This window comes from Pseudomonas anguilliseptica (assembly GCF_900105355.1).
In the GTDB taxonomy this organism is placed as follows: domain Bacteria; phylum Pseudomonadota; class Gammaproteobacteria; order Pseudomonadales; family Pseudomonadaceae; genus Aquipseudomonas; species Aquipseudomonas anguilliseptica.
On the sequence record NZ_FNSC01000001.1, the window covers coordinates 4,169,629 to 4,187,053 of the forward strand.

18 protein-coding genes are annotated in these 17,425 nt (G+C 58.0%); 9 read left to right on the forward strand and 9 right to left on the reverse strand.

Annotated elements, in window-relative coordinates; translation table 11 throughout:
* The 4 genes from tusC to BLW24_RS20460 are packed head-to-tail and all read left to right on the forward strand — an operon-like array spanning position 1 to position 1,974.
* On the forward strand, positions 1-360 hold the full coding sequence (gene tusC / locus BLW24_RS20445) for a sulfurtransferase complex subunit TusC (protein WP_090386437.1): 360 nt from the start codon (positions 1-3) through the stop codon (positions 358-360).
* Positions 360-659: a sulfurtransferase complex subunit TusB gene (gene tusB / locus BLW24_RS20450; protein WP_090386439.1), complete on the forward strand. Its 300-nt coding sequence runs from the start codon at positions 360-362 to the stop codon at positions 657-659. Before tusC ends, tusB begins: the two co-directional genes overlap by 1 nt.
* Positions 656-991 (forward strand): TusE/DsrC/DsvC family sulfur relay protein, encoded by a 336-nt coding sequence (locus BLW24_RS20455; protein ID WP_090386440.1) that lies wholly within the window; start codon positions 656-658, stop codon positions 989-991. The genes tusB and BLW24_RS20455 overlap by 4 nt, the downstream gene beginning before the upstream one ends.
* A complete protein-coding gene (locus BLW24_RS20460; protein ID WP_090386441.1) occupies positions 988-1,974 on the forward strand; it encodes a glycosyl transferase family protein in 987 nt (328 codons plus the stop codon). Before BLW24_RS20455 ends, BLW24_RS20460 begins: the two co-directional genes overlap by 4 nt.
* On the opposite strand, the gene cysG is transcribed toward BLW24_RS20460, so the two are convergent.
* From cysG to ftsK, 6 genes are all read right to left on the reverse strand, one after another.
* Positions 1,959-3,353, reverse strand: a complete 1,395-nt coding sequence (gene cysG / locus BLW24_RS20465) for a siroheme synthase CysG (RefSeq protein WP_090386443.1) — start codon at positions 3,351-3,353, stop codon at positions 1,959-1,961. The two genes, BLW24_RS20460 and cysG, sit on opposite strands and share 16 nt — an antisense overlap.
* Before the next feature lie 73 nt (positions 3,354-3,426).
* Complete coding sequence (gene serS, locus BLW24_RS20470; protein ID WP_090386445.1) at positions 3,427-4,707, reverse strand: serine--tRNA ligase; 1,281 nt, start codon at positions 4,705-4,707, stop codon at positions 3,427-3,429.
* Between the two features lie 107 nt (positions 4,708-4,814).
* Positions 4,815-5,195, reverse strand: a complete 381-nt coding sequence (crcB, locus tag BLW24_RS20475; RefSeq protein WP_090386447.1) for a fluoride efflux transporter CrcB — start codon at positions 5,193-5,195, stop codon at positions 4,815-4,817.
* Positions 5,192-6,517, reverse strand: a complete 1,326-nt coding sequence (locus BLW24_RS20480) for a replication-associated recombination protein A (protein ID WP_090386449.1) — start codon at positions 6,515-6,517, stop codon at positions 5,192-5,194. Before BLW24_RS20480 ends, crcB begins: the two co-directional genes overlap by 4 nt.
* 34 nt (positions 6,518-6,551) lie before the next feature.
* On the reverse strand, positions 6,552-7,178 hold the full coding sequence (gene lolA / locus BLW24_RS20485; protein ID WP_090386451.1) for an outer membrane lipoprotein periplasmic chaperone LolA: 627 nt from the start codon (positions 7,176-7,178) through the stop codon (positions 6,552-6,554).
* A gap of 28 nt (positions 7,179-7,206) precedes the next feature.
* Positions 7,207-9,612 carry a DNA translocase FtsK gene (gene ftsK, locus BLW24_RS20490; RefSeq protein ID WP_090386453.1) on the reverse strand — a complete coding sequence of 802 codons (2,406 nt, stop codon included), beginning with the start codon at positions 9,610-9,612 and terminating at the stop codon, positions 7,207-7,209.
* Between the two features lie 230 nt (positions 9,613-9,842).
* Here ftsK and trxB point away from each other — a divergent pair, with 230 nt between their 5' ends.
* From trxB to infA, 4 genes are all read left to right on the forward strand, one after another.
* Positions 9,843-10,793, forward strand: coding sequence for a thioredoxin-disulfide reductase (gene trxB, locus BLW24_RS20495; protein WP_090386455.1), 951 nt, complete (start codon positions 9,843-9,845; stop codon positions 10,791-10,793).
* Positions 10,794-10,853: 60 nt separating this feature from the next.
* A complete protein-coding gene (gene aat, locus BLW24_RS20500) occupies positions 10,854-11,534 on the forward strand; it encodes a leucyl/phenylalanyl-tRNA--protein transferase (RefSeq protein WP_090386457.1) in 681 nt (226 codons plus the stop codon).
* Between the two features lie 55 nt (positions 11,535-11,589).
* On the forward strand, positions 11,590-12,297 hold the full coding sequence (locus BLW24_RS20505) for an arginyltransferase (protein ID WP_090386459.1): 708 nt from the start codon (positions 11,590-11,592) through the stop codon (positions 12,295-12,297).
* 100 nt (positions 12,298-12,397) lie between these two features.
* Entirely contained in the window at positions 12,398-12,616 is a 219-nt protein-coding gene (infA, locus tag BLW24_RS20510; protein ID WP_002553999.1) for a translation initiation factor IF-1, read from the forward strand.
* A 100-nt stretch (positions 12,617-12,716) separates the two neighbouring features.
* On the opposite strand, the gene clpA is transcribed toward infA, so the two are convergent.
* Both clpA and clpS read right to left on the reverse strand, forming a co-directional pair.
* Positions 12,717-14,987, reverse strand: coding sequence for an ATP-dependent Clp protease ATP-binding subunit ClpA (gene clpA / locus BLW24_RS20515; RefSeq protein WP_090386461.1), 2,271 nt, complete (start codon positions 14,985-14,987; stop codon positions 12,717-12,719).
* 29 nt (positions 14,988-15,016) lie between these two features.
* Positions 15,017-15,379: an ATP-dependent Clp protease adapter ClpS gene (gene clpS, locus BLW24_RS20520; protein WP_090253676.1), complete on the reverse strand. Its 363-nt coding sequence runs from the start codon at positions 15,377-15,379 to the stop codon at positions 15,017-15,019.
* Between the two features lie 228 nt (positions 15,380-15,607).
* Here clpS and cspD point away from each other — a divergent pair, with 228 nt between their 5' ends.
* Complete coding sequence (gene cspD / locus BLW24_RS20525; RefSeq protein ID WP_090386463.1) at positions 15,608-15,871, forward strand: cold shock domain-containing protein CspD; 264 nt, start codon at positions 15,608-15,610, stop codon at positions 15,869-15,871.
* A gap of 78 nt (positions 15,872-15,949) precedes the next feature.
* Here cspD and icd read toward each other — a convergent pair whose 3' ends face one another.
* Complete coding sequence (gene icd, locus BLW24_RS20530) at positions 15,950-17,206, reverse strand: NADP-dependent isocitrate dehydrogenase (RefSeq protein ID WP_090386465.1); 1,257 nt, start codon at positions 17,204-17,206, stop codon at positions 15,950-15,952.
* Positions 17,207-17,425: the final 219 nt, after the last annotated feature.

Genomic DNA, 17,425 nt, shown 5'->3' on the forward strand with positions numbered 1-17,425 from the left:
ATGAGTAAGTCGCTGCTGATCATCAGCCGCCAAGCCCCGTGGTCCGGTCCTGGTGCGCGGGAAGCACTGGATGTCGCGCTGGCCGGCGGCGCCTTCGATTTGCCGATTGGCCTGCTGTTTCTTGATGACGGGGTATTTCAGCTGAGTGGTGCGCAACAACCGGCCAATTTGCAGCAGAAAGACCTCAGCGCCAATCTCCAGGCCTTGCCAATGTTCGGGGTCGAGGCACTGTATGCCTCGCAGCGCAGCCTGGATGAGCGCGGCCTGGGTGATTACTCCAGCTGTCTGGTTGTCGAGCGTCTCGATGACTCCTCGATAAGTACCTTGATTGACCGCTACAACCAGGTGATTACGCTCTGATGGCTACCTTGCACGTACTCTCGCACTCGCCCTTTACCGATAGCCGTCTGAGCAGTTGCTTGCGTATTCTCGGCTGCCAGGATGCCCTACTGCTTTGTGGTGATGCGGTATATGCCTTACAGGACGGTAGCGCACAGCGTCAGGCGCTGGAACTGATGCCAGAAGCTATCGCACTGTATGCTCTGGATGAAGATGTGCATGCGCGCGGCCTTGCTTACCCTGCCCGCCTCGTACTGGTCGATTACCCTGCGTTCGTTGCCCTGAGCTGCCAATACGACAAGGTAAACACTTGGCTATGAGCACGCTGAATGTTGAAGGTCGCAGCTTGGCGCTGGACAAAGATGGCTATCTGGTCGATCTGGCGGATTGGTCCGAAGCCAGCGCGCATGCCCTGGCGCAACGTGAAGGCATCAACCTGAGTGCCGAGCACTGGGAAATCCTCTGGCTGGTGCGCAGCTTTTACGACGAGTTTCAGTTGTCCCCAGCCAACCGTCCGCTGATCAAGTTTATTGCCGTCAAACTCGGCCCCGAGAAAGGCAATAGCCTGAACCTCAATCGCCTGTTCAATGGCGCTCCCGCCAAACTTGCCGCCAAGCTGGCGGGCCTGCCCAAGCCGACCAATTGTCTATGAATCTTGTGACCCCGCCGGAACACCCTTTCGCTCAATTTGTACGCATCCTCGGTAAAGGCAAACGTGGCGCGCGCAACCTGACCCGCGAGGAGGCCCGTGAAGCCATGGGTATGCTGCTCGACGGCCAAGCCGAAGAAAGTCAGCTGGGTGCCTTTCTGATGCTGTTGCGGCACAAGGAGGAAAGTGCCGAGGAAATGGCCGGTTTTGCCGAGGCTGTGCGTGCGCGCATACAGGCGCCTGCGATTCAGGTAGATATGGATTGGCCCAGCTATGCCGGCAAGAAGCGTCACCTGCCGTGGTTCCTGCTGGCAGCCAAAGCGCTAGCGAATAGCGGTATTCGCATCCTGTTGCATGGCGGCGGCCCGCACACAGCCGGGCGCATGTACAGCGAACAGCTACTGGAAACCCTGCACATTCCGCTATGCCGCAGCTGGGATGGCGTTGAGCAGGCACTGGCGCAACAACAGCTGGCGTTTATTCCGCTGGGCGACTGGATGCCATCACTGCAGCGGATGATCGACCTGCGCAACACTCTCGGCCTGCGTTCACCGATTCATTCGCTGGCGCGCATTCTCAACCCGCTGGGCGCGCGTTGCGGCCTGCAGAGCATCTTTCATCCGGGTTATCAGGCAGTGCACCGTGAAGCCAGCCAGTTGCTCGGCGATAGCGCGGTAGTAATCAAGGGTGAAGGCGGCGAAATCGAGATCAACCCGGACGCCACCAGCCACCTGTACGGCACGGCCAATGGCGACAACTGGGACGAAGAATGGCCGGCGCTTTCGCCGCTGCGTCACGTCAAGCCTGAAACGCTGGAACCGGCCCGTCTGGTCGCCTTCTGGCGTGGTGAAGTAGCCGATGATTACGGCCAGCTTGCCGTGATCAGCACCATGGCTTTGGCCTTGCACGCCCTCGGCGAATCGCGTGATAAAGCCCTGGAGCGCGCCGCCCAGCTGTGGGCTGCGCGTAATCAGACGCTGGCTTGAGCGCCTTCAAACCAGGCCAGTTTCTCCCGTAGTTGCACCACTTCGCCGACGATTACCAGAGTCGGCGCGTGCACCTCATGCTCCGCCACCAGCTCGGCCAGATTGGCCAATGTACCGGTAAACACCCGCTGATTCTGCGTGGTGCCCTGCTGGATCAATGCCGCCGGCGTTGTCGCAGCGCGGCCATGGGCAATCAGCTGCTGACAGATGATCGGCAACCCCACCAGGCCCATATAGAACACCAGGGTCTGGCTGCTGGCTGTCAGCTCGCTCCAAGGCAGATTGCTGCTGCCATCTTTCAGGTGACCGGTAACAAAGCGCACAGATTGCGCATGGTCACGATGGGTCAGTGGAATTCCCGCATAAGCCGCGCAGCCTGAGGCGGCGGTGATGCCCGGTACCACCTGAAACGGAATGCCGTGGGCAGCCAGTTCTTCGATTTCCTCACCGCCACGACCGAAGATAAACGGATCGCCGCCTTTCAGGCGCAATACCCGTTTACCTTGTTTGGCCAAGCTGACCAGGCGCTGATTGATCTGCTCCTGCGGCACGGCGTGCTCTGCACGCTGTTTGCCAACATAGATGCGCTCGGCATCGCGACGGCACAGTTCGATGATGGCCGGGGCCACCAGGCGGTCGTAGAGCACCACATCGGCCTGCTGCATCAGGCGCAGGGCACGGAAGGTCAGCAGATCAGGGTCACCCGGCCCGGCACCAACCAGACACACCTCGCCAAGGGTGCGCGGGGCTATCCCGGCGATTTTCTCTTCCAGTTGGCGCTGCCCTTCCTGCAGTTTACCGGCGAAGACGCTTTCGGCCACCGGGCCCTGAAACACATCCTCCCAGAACACCCGGCGCTGCTGCACATCGGGAAAGAGCGCTTTGACCTGGGCACGAAAACGCTTGGCCAAACCGGCTAGCTGACCATAGGTTGCAGGAATCCAGGTTTCGATCTTGGCGCGAATCAGCCGTGCCAGTACCGGTGCATCACCGCCACTGGTAATTGCCACAATCAAAGGCGAGCGATCGACAATGGCGGGGAAAATCACGCTACACAGCTTCGGTGCATCCACCACGTTGACCGGAATACCCAAGGCCTGGGCCTCGGCCGAGATTTGCGCATTCAGCGGTTCGTCATCGGTGGCGGCAATGATCAGGGCCACACCCTGCAGATCAGCCGACTGATAATCACGTAGCCGCAACTCGCCACTACGTGCACTGGCCATCTCACGCAGTTCGTCACGAATCTCCGGCGCTACTACCCGCAGCGTCGCGCCGGCATCACTGAGCAAGCGCGCCTTGCGCACGGCAACTTCACCGCCACCGACCACCAGTACCAGGCGATCCTGCAGTTTGTGGAACAGGGGCAGAAAATCCATGACACACGCTCTCAATCGGGTAAACAAAACGGGGCGGCACTGGCCGCCCCGTCACAGGTAACTGAAATCCGGATTAACCGATAATTTCGATACCACCCATATAGGGCTTCAGCACATCCGGCACGCGGATGCTGCCATCGGCCTGCTGGTAATTTTCCAGCACAGCAACCAGCGTACGCCCCACAGCCAGGCCGGAGCCGTTGAGGGTGTGTACCAGTTCGGGTTTTCCGGTTTCCGGGTTGCGGTAGCGCGCTTGCATACGGCGCGCCTGGAAGTCGCCGCAGTTGGAGCACGAAGAAATCTCGCGGTACTTGTCCTGGCTCGGCACCCAGACTTCCAGGTCATAGGTCTTCACCGCACCGAAACCCATATCACCGGTGCACAGCGCCAGTTTGCGGTATGGCAATTCAAGCAACTGCAGCACGCGCTCGGCGTTGGCGGTCAGGCTTTCCAGTGCCTCAAAGGATTTGCTCGGCTCGACGATCTGCACCATCTCGACCTTCTCGAACTGGTGCTGACGGATCATGCCGCGGGTATCACGGCCGGAAGCACCAGCTTCACTGCGGAAACACGGGGTGTGCGCAACCAGTTTAAGCGGCAGTTGCTTGGCATCGAGAATTTCGCCAGCAACGATGTTGGTCAGCGAAACCTCGGCAGTCGGGATCAGGTACAGATCGGCTTCGCCTTCGCGACTGATCTTGAACAGGTCTTCCTCGAACTTCGGCAGCTGGCCAGTGCCTTGCAGCGCGGGGGCCTGCACCAGATAAGGCGTGTAGGCTTCTTCGTAGCCGTGCTCGCCGGTGTGCAGGTTGATCATGAACTGCGCCAAAGCACGGTGCATGCGCGCAATCGGCCCGCGCAATAAAGCAAAACGTGCGCCGGACAGCTTGGCAGCGGTCTCGAAATCCAGCCAGCCGTGCTGCTCGCCGAGGGCAACGTGATCCTGAATCGGGAAATCGAAGCTGCGCGGCGTGCCCCAGCGGGAGACTTCAACGTTGCCCTCTTCGTCTGCACCGACCGGCACCGATTCGTGTGGCAGGTTGGGGATATTCAACAGCAGGCTGTCGAGTTCAGTCTGAATGCTGTCGAGGTCACGCTTGCCCTGCTCCAGATCGCTGCCCATCTGATCCACTTCTGCCAGCAGCGGCGCAATGTCTTCACCGCGCTGCTTGGCCTGGCCTATGGATTTGGAGCGACTGTTACGTTCGGCTTGCAGCTGCTCGGTGCGGGTCTGCAGCGTCTTGCGCTGAGCCTCAAGCGCTTCAAAGCGGGCAACATCAAGGACAAAACCACGGGCGGCCAGGCGCTCGGCCACTTCATGGAGCTGGGTACGAACGAGTTTGGAATCGAGCATGTTCTGGTCTCAACACATCACAAGGGTTTGCATGGCCTTGGCCATGACGCGCATGCCGCGCAGTTTAAGGCTTTAACCGGGTTGGGTGCCACACCGGGCGTTAGCGGCTACTGAGAGAGGCGTGCCAGGACAAAACCGCCCCAGACCGCGAGCACGCCGCCGACCACGCTGCACAGCAGGTAGGCAAAGGCTTCGTTGTGGCGGCCACTTTCAAATAGCTTGAGCAGCTCGAGGCTGAATGAGGAAAAGGTGGTGAAACCGCCGAGCAGGCCGATGATCAAGCCGCTGCGCAATTCAATAGGCAGGTCGCTGCGCAACAGAAACAGGCCGGACAACAGACCGATCAGCAGGCAGCCGAGGACATTGACGGTGAAGGTGCCCAGGTAGAAATGCCGCGGCCACTGCGCCACTACCCAACTGGCAGTCAGAAAGCGCAGCACAGAGCCCACTGCACCACCGAGGGCAACGGCCATGGCGACGCGAATCATGGTTTTCTCCGTTGCCGAGGGCTGTTGCGATCCTGGCTTTTCAAGTGTTGCAGCTTGTCGCGAATCTTCAGCTCCAGGCCACGCGGCACCGGTTGATAGTACTCACGCGGCTCGAAGGTGTCCGGAAAGTAATCCTCACCAGCAGCATAGGCATCAGGCTCATCGTGGGCGTAGCGGTATTCGTCGCCATAACCCAACTCTTTCATGAGCTTGGCTGGGGCATTGCGCAGGTGCAGCGGAACTTCCTGCGAGCCATGTTCGGCGGCATCACGCATGGCGGCGTTGAAGGCGTTGTAGACCGCGTTGCTTTTTGGCGCGCAGGCCAGGTAGACAATCGCCTGAGCCACGGCCAGCTCACCCTCAGGGCTACCCAAACGCTCCTGCACGCCCCATGCGTTGAGGCACAGGGTCAGGGCGCGTGGGTCGGCATTGCCGATGTCTTCGCTGGCCATGCGCACCACACGGCGGGCGATATACAGCGGATCACAACCGCCATCAAGCATGCGCGCAAACCAGTACAGCGCGCCGTTCGGGCTGGAGCCGCGTACGGATTTGTGCAGCGCAGATATCTGGTCGTAAAAGGCTTCGCCGCCTTTATCGAAGCGCCGACGGGTATCACCAAGCAGATTGAGCAGCAGTTCGCTGCCGATCTCGCTGCCGTCTTCGGCCAGGTCGGCGGCGTTTTCCAAAAAATTGAGCAGACGCCGGCCGTCGCCATCGGCTGCGGCCTGAAGAATCTTGAAGCTTTCTTCCGGCAGACTCAGCTGGCGTTCCCCCAGGCCCTTCGGGTCGCTCAGGGCGCGATCAACCAGCTTGCGCAGCGCGGCCTCATCCAGGCTTTTCAGCACATAGACTCGAGCCCGTGAGAGCAAGGCGTTATTTAGCTCGAATGACGGGTTTTCCGTGGTGGCGCCGATAAAGATCAGCGTGCCGTCTTCCACGTAAGGCAGAAAGGCATCCTGCTGCGACTTGTTGAAACGGTGTACCTCATCAACAAACAGGATGGTCTGACGGCCATATTGCGCAGCATGTTGCTGCGCGACCTCCACGGCCTGGCGAATCTCCTTGACCCCGGAGAGTACTGCAGAAATCGTCTCGAAGTGCGCATCGGACACCTGTGCCAGCAGCCGCGCCAGGGTGGTCTTGCCGACACCTGGCGGGCCCCAGAAGATCATCGAATGCAGCGCGCCCTGCTCCAGCGCTTCACGCAAGGGTTTGCCACGGGCCAGCAAGTGCTCCTGGCCGACGTACTCATCCAGGCTGGCTGCGCGTAACCGGGCAGCCAGGGGTTGAGCAACGGGAGCTTTGCGAAACAGATCCATGACTGCGGTTTAACGCCTCTTGCCCTTGAGCCTTCTACTCTTGAATCACGTCCGCGCCGGCCGGAATCTCGAAGGTGAACTGCGCATCGTCCTGCGGCTCATTCATTTTCACGTTGAGGAACAGAATATTGGTGCGCTGGCCGATGCTGTCGATCAGCTGCATATCGTTGAGCACCTTGTTGCGGAACGACAGACGCAGGCTGTCGAACAGGGTGTCCTTGGATTTTGGTTTGAGGATGAAATCGACCACATTGCCGCCCTCGTTGTGGCTGATCTCGAAGTTCTCACGGATCTTCGACACGTCGCCGGACAGCAGCAGCGCCGGGGTGTGGGTCAGACGCTGATCGAGGGTCTGAATGGTCACCTGTTGCAGGTCCGGGTCATACAGCCAGACCTTTTCGCCATTGGAGACCAGCAGCTGCTCCATCGGCGCATCGGTGTGCCAGCGGAACAGGCCCGGGCGCTTCAGTGCGAGCTGGCCGGCGGTTTCCTGCAGCTGGGTGCCGCTGCCGTCGAGACTCAGCTGGGAAAAACGTGCATTAATAGTCTGCGCCTGGTTGAGCAACTCGGTCAGGCGTTGCACGGCCACTTCATCGTCGGCCATTGCAGCAACGTTGGTAAAACTCAGTACGGTCAGCAACAGCATGCGAATCAGGCGCATGGGACTCCTTATCAGGTCGGGCTAGGCGTTAATCGCGAACGGGGCTTGGTGCTATGACCTCGCGAGAGCCATTGGTGTTCATTGAGGTGACGACGCCAGCCATTTCCATGGCTTCAATCATCCGCGCGGCACGGTTGTAGCCGATCTTCAGCTTGCGCTGCACGGCAGAAATAGACGCACGGCGACTTTCCAGCACGAAATTGACCGCTTCATCATAAAGAGGGTCAGACTCACTGCCTTCACCACTGCCCTCGCCGCTACCGCCCTCAAAGCCACTACCGGACTCCTCGACGCCATTGAGAATGTCATCGATATAGTCAGGCGTGCCGCGCTGTTTCCAGGCCTCGACCACCCGGTGCACTTCATCATCAGAAACGAAGGCGCCGTGTACGCGAATGGGCAGGCTGGTGCCAGGCGGCATATAGAGCATGTCGCCATGGCCGAGGAGCTGCTCTGCGCCGCCCTGATCGATGATGGTGCGCGAATCGATCTTGCTCGACACCTGAAACGCCATGCGAGTCGGGATATTGGCCTTGATCAGGCCGGTGATTACATCCACCGAGGGGCGCTGGGTTGCGAGAATCAGGTGAATCCCCGCGGCACGAGCCTTCTGCGCGATACGCGCAATCAGCTCTTCAACCTTCTTGCCGACAATCATCATCATGTCGGCGAACTCGTCGACCACTACCACGATGGTCGGCAGGGTTTTCAGCAGTGGTGCTTCGTCGTGCATGCTTTCGCGCTTGTAGAGCGGATCGCTCAACGGCTCGCCGGCCTCTTCGGCGTCCTTGACCTTGCGGTTGAAGCCGGCCAAGTTGCGCACGCCCATCTTCGACATCAGCTTGTAGCGGCGCTCCATTTCGGCTACCGACCAGCGTAGGGCGTTGGCGGCTTCCTTCATGTCGGTCACTACCGGGCACAGCAGGTGCGGGATGCCTTCGTAGATCGACAGCTCAAGCATTTTCGGGTCGATCATGATCAAGCGCGCCTCTTCTGGCGTGGACTTGAACAGAATCGACAGGATCATTGCGTTAACCCCAACCGACTTACCCGAGCCGGTAGTACCAGCCACCAGCAGGTGGGGCATTTTCGCCAGGTCGGTAATCACTGGTTTGCCGCCAATATCATGGCCCAGGGCCAAGGTAACGGGCGACTTGGCTTCGTCATACTCAGGCGACGACAGCACTTCGGAGAAGCGCACGATCTGCCGGTCTTCGTTGGGGATTTCGATGCCGACAGTGGTCTTGCCCGGAATCACTTCCACCACGCGTACGCTGATAATCGCCATCGAACGCGCAAGATCCTTGGCCAGGCCAGAAATACGGCTGACCTTGATCCCTGCAGCCGGCTGGATCTCAAAACGGGTAATTACCGGACCAGGATGCACGGACTCGACGATAACCTCGACACCAAACTCCTTGAGTTTGATCTCAAGCAGGCGCGACATGGCTTCCAGGTGTTCAGGCGAATATTTCTTCTGAACCTTCTCTGCCACATCAAGGATCGAAATCGGCGGCAGGCTGCCGGCTAGGGCGCTGTCTTCAAACAGATTGACCTGTTTCTCTTTGAGCACGCGCTTGCTCGGCTCAGGTGCTTTCGGGGCGGCCGGCGGCGTGATCACTGGGGCTGGGCGGTTCACCCGCTCGCTCATGTGTTTGTTCAGCGACTCTTCGCGCTCGATCAGGCGTTCTTTGACCTTGGCCTGCTCACGGCGATCCAGCACGATTGGCGCGGAAACTTCACTGACGCGCTCATCAACTTCACGTAACTGCGCCACCAACTGCTTACGTTCAGCCCGCGCACTCCACCAGCGGTTGGCCAGGCTCTGGATCAGCTCGATCAAGTCGAGGGTGATCTTCCCGGTCAGGTCCATCACCTTGAACCAGGACAGGTCGGTAAAGACTGTCAAACCGAAAAGAAATAGCGCGATCAGCAGCAACGTGCTGCCCTGCACATTCAGCGCATTGATCGCCAGCGCCCCCAGACTTTCGCCCAGCGCGCCACCTGCGGAGGCCGGCATGCTCGAACTGGCTTGAAAATGGATATACGCCAGCGCGGCACCGGACAGCACCAGAAAGACCAGGCCAATCAGTCGCCAGGAGAACAGCCAGCCACTCCACTGCCACGGCTGATGGCGGGCGCGGAACACTTGCAGGGTTTTTACCGCCAACAGCAGCGGAAATAGATAGGCGAAATAGCCCAACGCCATAAACAGGATGTCGGCAAACCAGGCACCGGCACGGCCGGCGGCGTTTTGCACCTGCTCAACATTGCTGGTGTGGGTCCAGCCCGGATCAGCCGCATCGTAGGTCAGCAGGGCCATCCATAGATAAAGGCAAAGAGCGCCCAGGCCAATCAGCGCGCCTTCTTTGAGTCGATAAGGTAGCTGCTGACGCCAGATAGGGGCTTGTGCGGTTGGGCTAGATTTCTTCAAAACACATCTGTTCCTGCGCCAGAGGCGCCGAATAATTGGTTAACGGCAAAATATGCTGCGATTGTACGGGTTTAATCGCACGACACCAGACCGAGCTGTATGCATAAACAGCTACAGCAGTTGACTCCCGCTCTTCGCCCGCTTCGGTGTAGCATATCCGCCAATATCTTCCGTGCGGCTCAATTGGAGCATGCATTCTCTTTTGTGACAAAGGCTTATGAGGTGTTTTTATGAGCGAAGTCAAGCATTCACGCTTGATCATCCTGGGCTCCGGCCCTGCCGGTTATAGCGCTGCCGTTTACGCTGCCCGCGCCAACCTCAAGCCTGTGATCATTACCGGTATCCAGCCCGGCGGTCAGCTGACGACCACCACCGAAGTGGACAACTGGCCTGGTGATGTTGAAGGTCTGACCGGCCCGGCGCTGATGGAGCGTATGCAAAAGCACGCCGAGCGCTTTGAAACCGAGATCATCTACGACCACATCCACACCGCCGAGTTGCAATCGCGCCCTTTCACCTTGAAAGGCGACAGCGGCACCTACACCTGTGACGCACTGATTATCGCCACAGGGGCATCGGCTCAATACCTGGGCCTGCCGTCCGAAGAGGCGTTTTCCGGCAAAGGCGTATCGGCCTGCGCTACCTGCGATGGCTTCTTTTATCGCAATCAGGTTGTAGCGGTGATTGGCGGCGGCAATACCGCCGTTGAAGAGGCGCTGTATCTGTCGAATATCGCCAAGGAAGTGCACCTGGTGCATCGCCGCGACAAGCTGCGCTCGGAAAAGATTCTTCAGGACAAGCTGTTCGACAAGGCGGCCAACGGAAGCGTGGTACTGCACTGGAATCACGCGCTGGAAGAAGTGCTGGGCGACAACACGGGCGTTACCGGCGCGCGCCTGAAAGATACGCAGAGCGGTGTGAGCAAAGATCTGCCTCTGGCCGGCGTGTTTATCGCCATCGGCCATAAGCCTAATACCGAGTTGTTCCACGGTCAGCTGGAGATGCGCGACGGCTATCTGCTGATCAAGGGTGGCAATGAAGGCAATGCCACCGCCACAAGCATTGAAGGTGTGTTTGCTGCGGGCGACGTGGCCGACCACGTTTACCGCCAGGCCATCACCTCCGCCGGTGCCGGCTGTATGGCCGCACTGGATGTCGAGAAATTCCTCGACGACAATTGATTCACTCAGGGCGGACGCTCAGTTCGCCCTGCCCTCTTCTGTCCAACCCCGGCCCTGCACATGCTGACATGGCTGCAACGCGACTCACTGGATTTCCCGCCCCTAAATAAAGCCCTGCGCGAGCCCAATGGCTTGCTGGCGGCAGGTGGCGATCTGCGTCCAGAACGTTTGATCCAGGCTTACCGTCATGGTTGCTTCCCCTGGTTTCAGGATGGCCAGCCTATTCTCTGGTGGTCGCCGGACCCGCGCACTGTACTGCTGCCTGACCAGCTGCACGTCTCGCGCAGCCTCGCCAAAGTGCTGCGCCAGAGCCGTTATCGGGTGACCTTCGACCATTCTTTCGCCGATGTTATCCGCGCCTGCGCCGCACCGCGCAGCTATGCGGCTGAAACCTGGATAACCAGCCCTATGCAGGACGCCTATTTTGAACTGCACAGACGCGGTATCGCTCATTCGGTTGAGGTCTGGCGTGATGACGAGCTGGTTGGCGGGCTCTATGGTCTGGCCATGGGGCAACTGTTCTTTGGCGAGTCGATGTTCAGTCGCGCAGACAATGCCTCCAAGGTGGGTTTTGTCACACTGGTTGAACACTTGAAAGACTGGGGCTTTGTGTTGATCGATTGCCAGATGCCGACCGAGCACCTGCTCAGCCTCGGTGCTCAGACGATTTCCCGTGCCGAGTTTTCCGGCTACCTGAGTAAGCATCTTGATCAATCGAGCACGGCCGACTGGGTCGCCTAGGCGAGTTTGCCAGCCTGGCTTACACTTGATTCAAGCCCGACCCTGAGAGTCGATCATGACTGAGCTGGCCCGCCTGAAGTTTTACGCCACTCAACCGCACCCATGCAGCTATCTGCCCGACGAGCAGGCCACAACCCTGTTCCTCGACCCCAGCCAGCCCATGGATGCGGATGTTTACGCTGAGCTCTCAGAAATGGGCTTTCGCCGCAGTGGCGACCACCTCTATCGCCCGCATTGTCAGCGTTGCACCGCTTGCGTACCGGCACGTATCCCTGCCGCCCAGTTCAGTCCGAATCGCCAGCAACGGCGCATTTTCAAACGTAATCAGGACATCCAGGTCCGCCTAGTACGCCCGGCTTTTACCGAAGAATATTACGCACTGTACGTGCGCTACATTGAGCAGCGGCATGCCGATGGCGATATGTACCCGCCCAATCGTGAGCAGTTCTCGACCTTTCTGGTACGTGATCTGGCCTTCTCGCGCTTCTATGAGTTTCGTCAGAACAACCGCCTGCTGGCAATTGCGGTGACCGATGTACTGCCCAATGGGCTGTCAGCGGTTTACACCTTTTATGAGCCGAACGAGGAACGGCGCAGCCTCGGGCGCTTTGCCATTCTCTGGCAAATTGCTGAAGCGGCGCGATTGGGGCTACATGCGGTCTATCTAGGCTACTGGATCAAGAGCTGCCGCAAGATGAATTACAAGACCCAGTACCGGCCAATAGAGCTGTTCGTCAACCAACGCTGGGTTAGTCTGAACTGAAGCCCTTGGCGCAAACCCCAAATTTCGGGCACAATGCACGCCGCTTTTGCCTGGCGCCAGTTGCACCGGGCCATTCATTGGATACCGAGGGCTTTACTGCATGTCGAAAGAAGACAGCTTCGAAATGGAAGGCACTGTCGTCGACACCCTGCCCAACACCATGTTCCGTGTGGAGTTGGAAAATGGGCACGTCGTTACTGCGCACATCTCCGGAAAGATGCGCAAAAATTACATCCGCATTCTGACTGGCGACAAAGTTCGCGTTGAACTTACGCCTTATGACTTGAGCAAAGGCCGCATTACTTACCGCGCCCGTTAACAGGTCTGCGAAAACTCAGTTTTCCGGCATCTGTTACATCAAGCTCCAGTAAAAACGCCCGGCAATGCCGGGCGTTTTTGTGCGCGTAAGAAAACTACGCCTAGGCCATTTCCGCCGTAGTTTCGAAGTCGAAGGTCAACTCACCACCTTCAATATCGATATGCACCACGCCGCCGTGCTCAGCCAGCTCGCCAAACAGGATCTCTTCTGCCAGCGGACGCTTGATCTTGTCCTGAATCAGGCGCGCCATCGGTCGAGCCCCCATCTGTACGTCATAACCGCTCTCCGCCAGCCAGCTACGTGCAGCATCACTGACTTCCAGCGTGACACGCTTGTCCTCAAGCTGCGCCTGCAGTTCGGTAAGGAACTTGTCGACAATGCTTTTGATCACTTCGTGACTCAAGCGGCCAAACTGGATAATGGTGTCCAGGCGATTGCGGAACTCCGGGGTGAAGCTCTTTTTGATCACTTCCATGGCATCAGACGAGTGGTCCTGATGGGTGAAGCCAATGGATGCCCGCGCCGCTGTTTCAGCACCGGCGTTGGTGGTCATGATCACGATCACATTGCGGAAATCGGCTTTGCGTCCATTGTTATCGGTCAGGGTGCCGTGATCCATAACCTGCAGGAGCAGGTTAAAGACTTCCGGATGAGCCTTTTCGATCTCATCAAGCAGCAATACGCAATGCGGCGTTTTGGTGATCGCCTCAGTTAACAGGCCGCCTTGGTCAAAGCCGACATAGCCGGGCGGTGCACCAATCAGGCGTGACACGGTATGGCGCTCCATGTATTCGGACATGTCGAAGCGTATCAGCTCGACCCCTAGCGCCTTGGCCAGCTGGCGAGCGGCTTCGGTCTTACCGACACCCGTCGGGCCGGCAAACAGGAAGGAACCCACCGGTTTGTCCGGAGCCTTGAGACCTGCACGCGACAGTTTGATCGCGGTCGACAGCGAATCAATCGCGGCATCCTGACCAAACACCGTGAGCTTGAGGTCGCGTTCAAGATTGCGCAGCAGTTCCTTGTCCGAGCTGCTGACGTGCTTAGGCGGAATCCGCGCGATTTTCGCCACGATGTCTTCGACCTGCGCTACGTCGATACGGGTCAGACGCTTTTCCAGCGACTGCAAGCGCTGATAGGCACCGGCCTCATCGATTACATCAATGGCCTTGTCCGGCATATGCCGATCATTGATATAGCGCGAGGCCAGCTCGGCCGCCGCACGCAGTGCTTCATCACTGTATTCGATGCTGTGATGCTGCTCGAAGCGGCCTTTCAGGCCACGCAGAATGCCGATGGTGTCTTCTACCGAAGGCTCGACCACATCGACCTTCTGGAAGCGCCGCGCCAGGGCACGGTCTTTCTCGAAGATGCCGCGAAACTCCTGGAAGGTCGTCGAGCCGATGCAGCGAATCTCACCCGAAGAAAGCATGGGCTTGAGCAGGTTGGAGGCATCCATTACCCCGCCAGAGGCAGCACCCGCGCCAATGATGGTGTGGATTTCATCAATAAACAGGATGGCGTGCGGGCGTTTGCGCAGCTCATTCAGTAGCGCCTTCAGACGCTTCTCGAAATCCCCGCGGTACTTGGTGCCGGCCAGTAATGCGCCGAGATCCAAGGAGTAGACCACGCTGTCCGCCAGCAGGTCAGGTACCTGATTATCGACAATGCGCTTGGCCAGGCCTTCAGCAATGGCGGTTTTACCAACACCTGCTTCACCTACCAATAGCGGATTGTTCTTACGCCGACGCGCAAGAATCTGCGCCACACGTTCGACTTCCGACTCGCGGCCGACGAGCGGATCAATACGGCCCTGACGAGCTAGTTCGTTCAAGTTGCTGGCATAAGCGTCCAGCGGATTGCTTGAGCTGGAGGACTCGCCGCCCTCGTCATCCTGCATTTCCTGTTCGGTTTCCGAATGGCCGCCATGGCCCGGCACTTTGGAGATGCCGTGGGCAATAAAGTTGACCACATCGATACGCGCGACGCTCTGCTGCTTGAGCAGAAATACCGCCTGACTTTCCTGCTCACTGAAAATTGCCACCAGTACGTTGGCCCCGGTCACTTCACGCTTGCCGGAACTCTGCACGTGAAAAACCGCGCGCTGCAGGACGCGCTGGAAGCCCAAGGTAGGCTGCGTCTCGCGCTCTTCATCGTGCTGAGGGATCAGTGGTGTGGTGGAGTCGATAAACTCCTGTAGATCATGCCGCAGCTTGTCCAAGTTGGCCCCGCACGCGCGTAGTACGCTGGCAGCGGCCTCGTTATCCAGGAGGGCCAGCAACAAATGCTCAACCGTCATAAATTCATGACGCTTGGTACGAGCCTCCTTGAAAGCCAGATTGAGGGTGACTTCGAGCTCTCGATTTAACATAGCTTCACCTCATGCCCAAGTGGCCGGCGTTAACCGTCCTTCTCTATTTCACAGAGTAGCGGATGCTGGCTCTCTCTCGCATATTGATTCACCTGTGTCGCTTTGGTTTCAGCAATATCGCGGGTAAACACTCCACACACTGCCCGCCCCTCTGTATGGACGGTCAGCATGATTTTGGTCGCCATCTCTCGATTCAGGTTGAAAAACACCTCGAGAATCTCGACCACGAAATCCATGGGCGTGTAGTCGTCGTTAAACAAAATCACTTTATACATAGGAGGCGCCTGCAGGGCGGGCTTGGACTCCTGAACGGCTAAGCCGAAGGAATCGTCCTCATGCTCTGCGGGGCGATCCTGATTGAATGTTAGTCGAATCTGGCTACGTGCATGCATGCTGAATAGCTTCGTTGATGGGCGAATAGTCTGTGCTAGACAGAGTTTGAACGGCTTCTCAGCCAGTTACAGCATTGCCTTGACTATCGGCAAAACGGTGTTACAAACAATGAATACCCAGCGTGGGTATTAAGGGGTTTCACAGCTTTGTCGACTCCCGTCAAGCAAAGCGTGGAATTGAAGTGGATGATACTCCAGTGATGGAGTCCTTTGCAGAGGGATATCAGCATGGTTAGCGGTAAGGTCAAGTGGTTCAACAACGCCAAAGGCTACGGGTTCATCCTGGCCGATGGTCGAGATGAGGACCTGTTCGCCCACTACTCGGCTATCCAGATGGACGGCTATAAAACGCTGAAGGCTGGCCAGCCGGTAAGCTTCGATATTATTCAAGGTCCAAAAGGACTCCACGCCGTAAACATCAGTGCGGCTACTGCCGCCAGTGAAGCGCCCGCCGCTGTCAAGCAACACCAGGGCTCAACGGTTGAAGTCTGATTAGAGTCACCTGGGCAGTTAATCGCCCACAAAAAAGGCCGGTCATATGACCGGCCTTTCTTTAAGTAACTGATTTGCTTACATGTGCGAAATCAGTGCATCACCGAATGCCGAGCAGGACAGCAACTTGGCACCGTCCATCAGGCGCTCGAAGTCATAGGTCACTGTTTTGGCACCGATGGCGCCATTTGTACCCTTGATGATCAGATCAGCCGCTTCGGTCCAGCCCATGTGGCGCAGCATCATTTCGGCGGAGAGGATCAGCGAACCGGGGTTCACCTGATCCTTGCCAGCGTACTTCGGTGCAGTGCCGTGGGTGGCTTCGAACATGGCCACGGTATCAGACAGGTTGGCACCTGGAGCGATACCGATACCGCCGACTTCTGCAGCCAGGGCGTCGGACAGGTAGTCACCGTTGAGGTTGAGGGTGGCGATTACGTCGTACTCGGCCGGGCGCAGTAGGATCTGCTGCAGCATGGCATCGGCGATGGCGTCTTTAACAATGACGTTTTTGCCGGTTTTCGGATTCTTGAACTGCATCCAAGGACCGCCATCGAGCAAGGTTGCGCCGAACTCTTCAGCAGCAATTTCGTAGGCCCACTCTTTGAAGGCACCTTCGGTGAACTTCATGATGTTGCCTTTATGTACGATGGTCAGCGAGTCGCGGTCGTTATCGACGACGTACTGCAACGCTTTACGTGCCAGGCGCTTGGTGCCCTCTTTGGAAACCGGCTTGACCCCGATACCGCAGTCCCGGTCGAAGCGAATCTTGGTGACACCCATTTCCTCCTTAAGGAACTTGATGACCTTGGTCGCTTCAGGCGAGCCTGCTTTCCACTCAATACCGGCATAGATGTCTTCCGAGTTCTCACGGAAGATGGTCATGTCGACATCGCCTGGCTTCTTCACCGGGCTTGGCACACCTTCGAACCAGCGCACTGGGCGCAGGCAGACGTACAGATCGAGCTGCTGACGCAGGGCAACGTTTAGAGAGCGGATGCCGCCACCGACTGGAGTGGTCAGCGGGCCCTTGATGGAAACGACGTAATCTTTGACCGCATCCAGGGTTTCCTGAGGCAGCCAGGTATCCTGGTCGTAAACCTGAGTGGCTTTCTCGCCTGCGTAAACTTCCATCCAGGAGATCTTGCGTTCGCCGCCGTAGGCTTTCTGTACGGCCGCATCAACGACTTTGATCATCACCGGGCTGATATCGACACCGATACCATCACCTTCGATAAAAGGGATGATTGGATTGTTCGGTACGTTCAGGGATGTATCGGCATTGACGGTGATTTTGTCACCGGTGGCAGGCACCTGGATCTTTTGGTATCCCATGCTGGACTCCGTCTTGTGGTTAAAACAGTCAGATCGCCCCAGAGTAACCCACTTGAATCGGGCGAAACCATATGTTCGTTGGTCTTATGCGCCAAGGCATTCTGCGACGCGCAAGCGCGGTGGTATACTTCACAGATGACTAACAGGTCATAAGGCGCGGACCGTTCAAACAGCTTGTCCGCCCCTTGAAACCGTCGAACTGCTACAGCGCTTCAACGG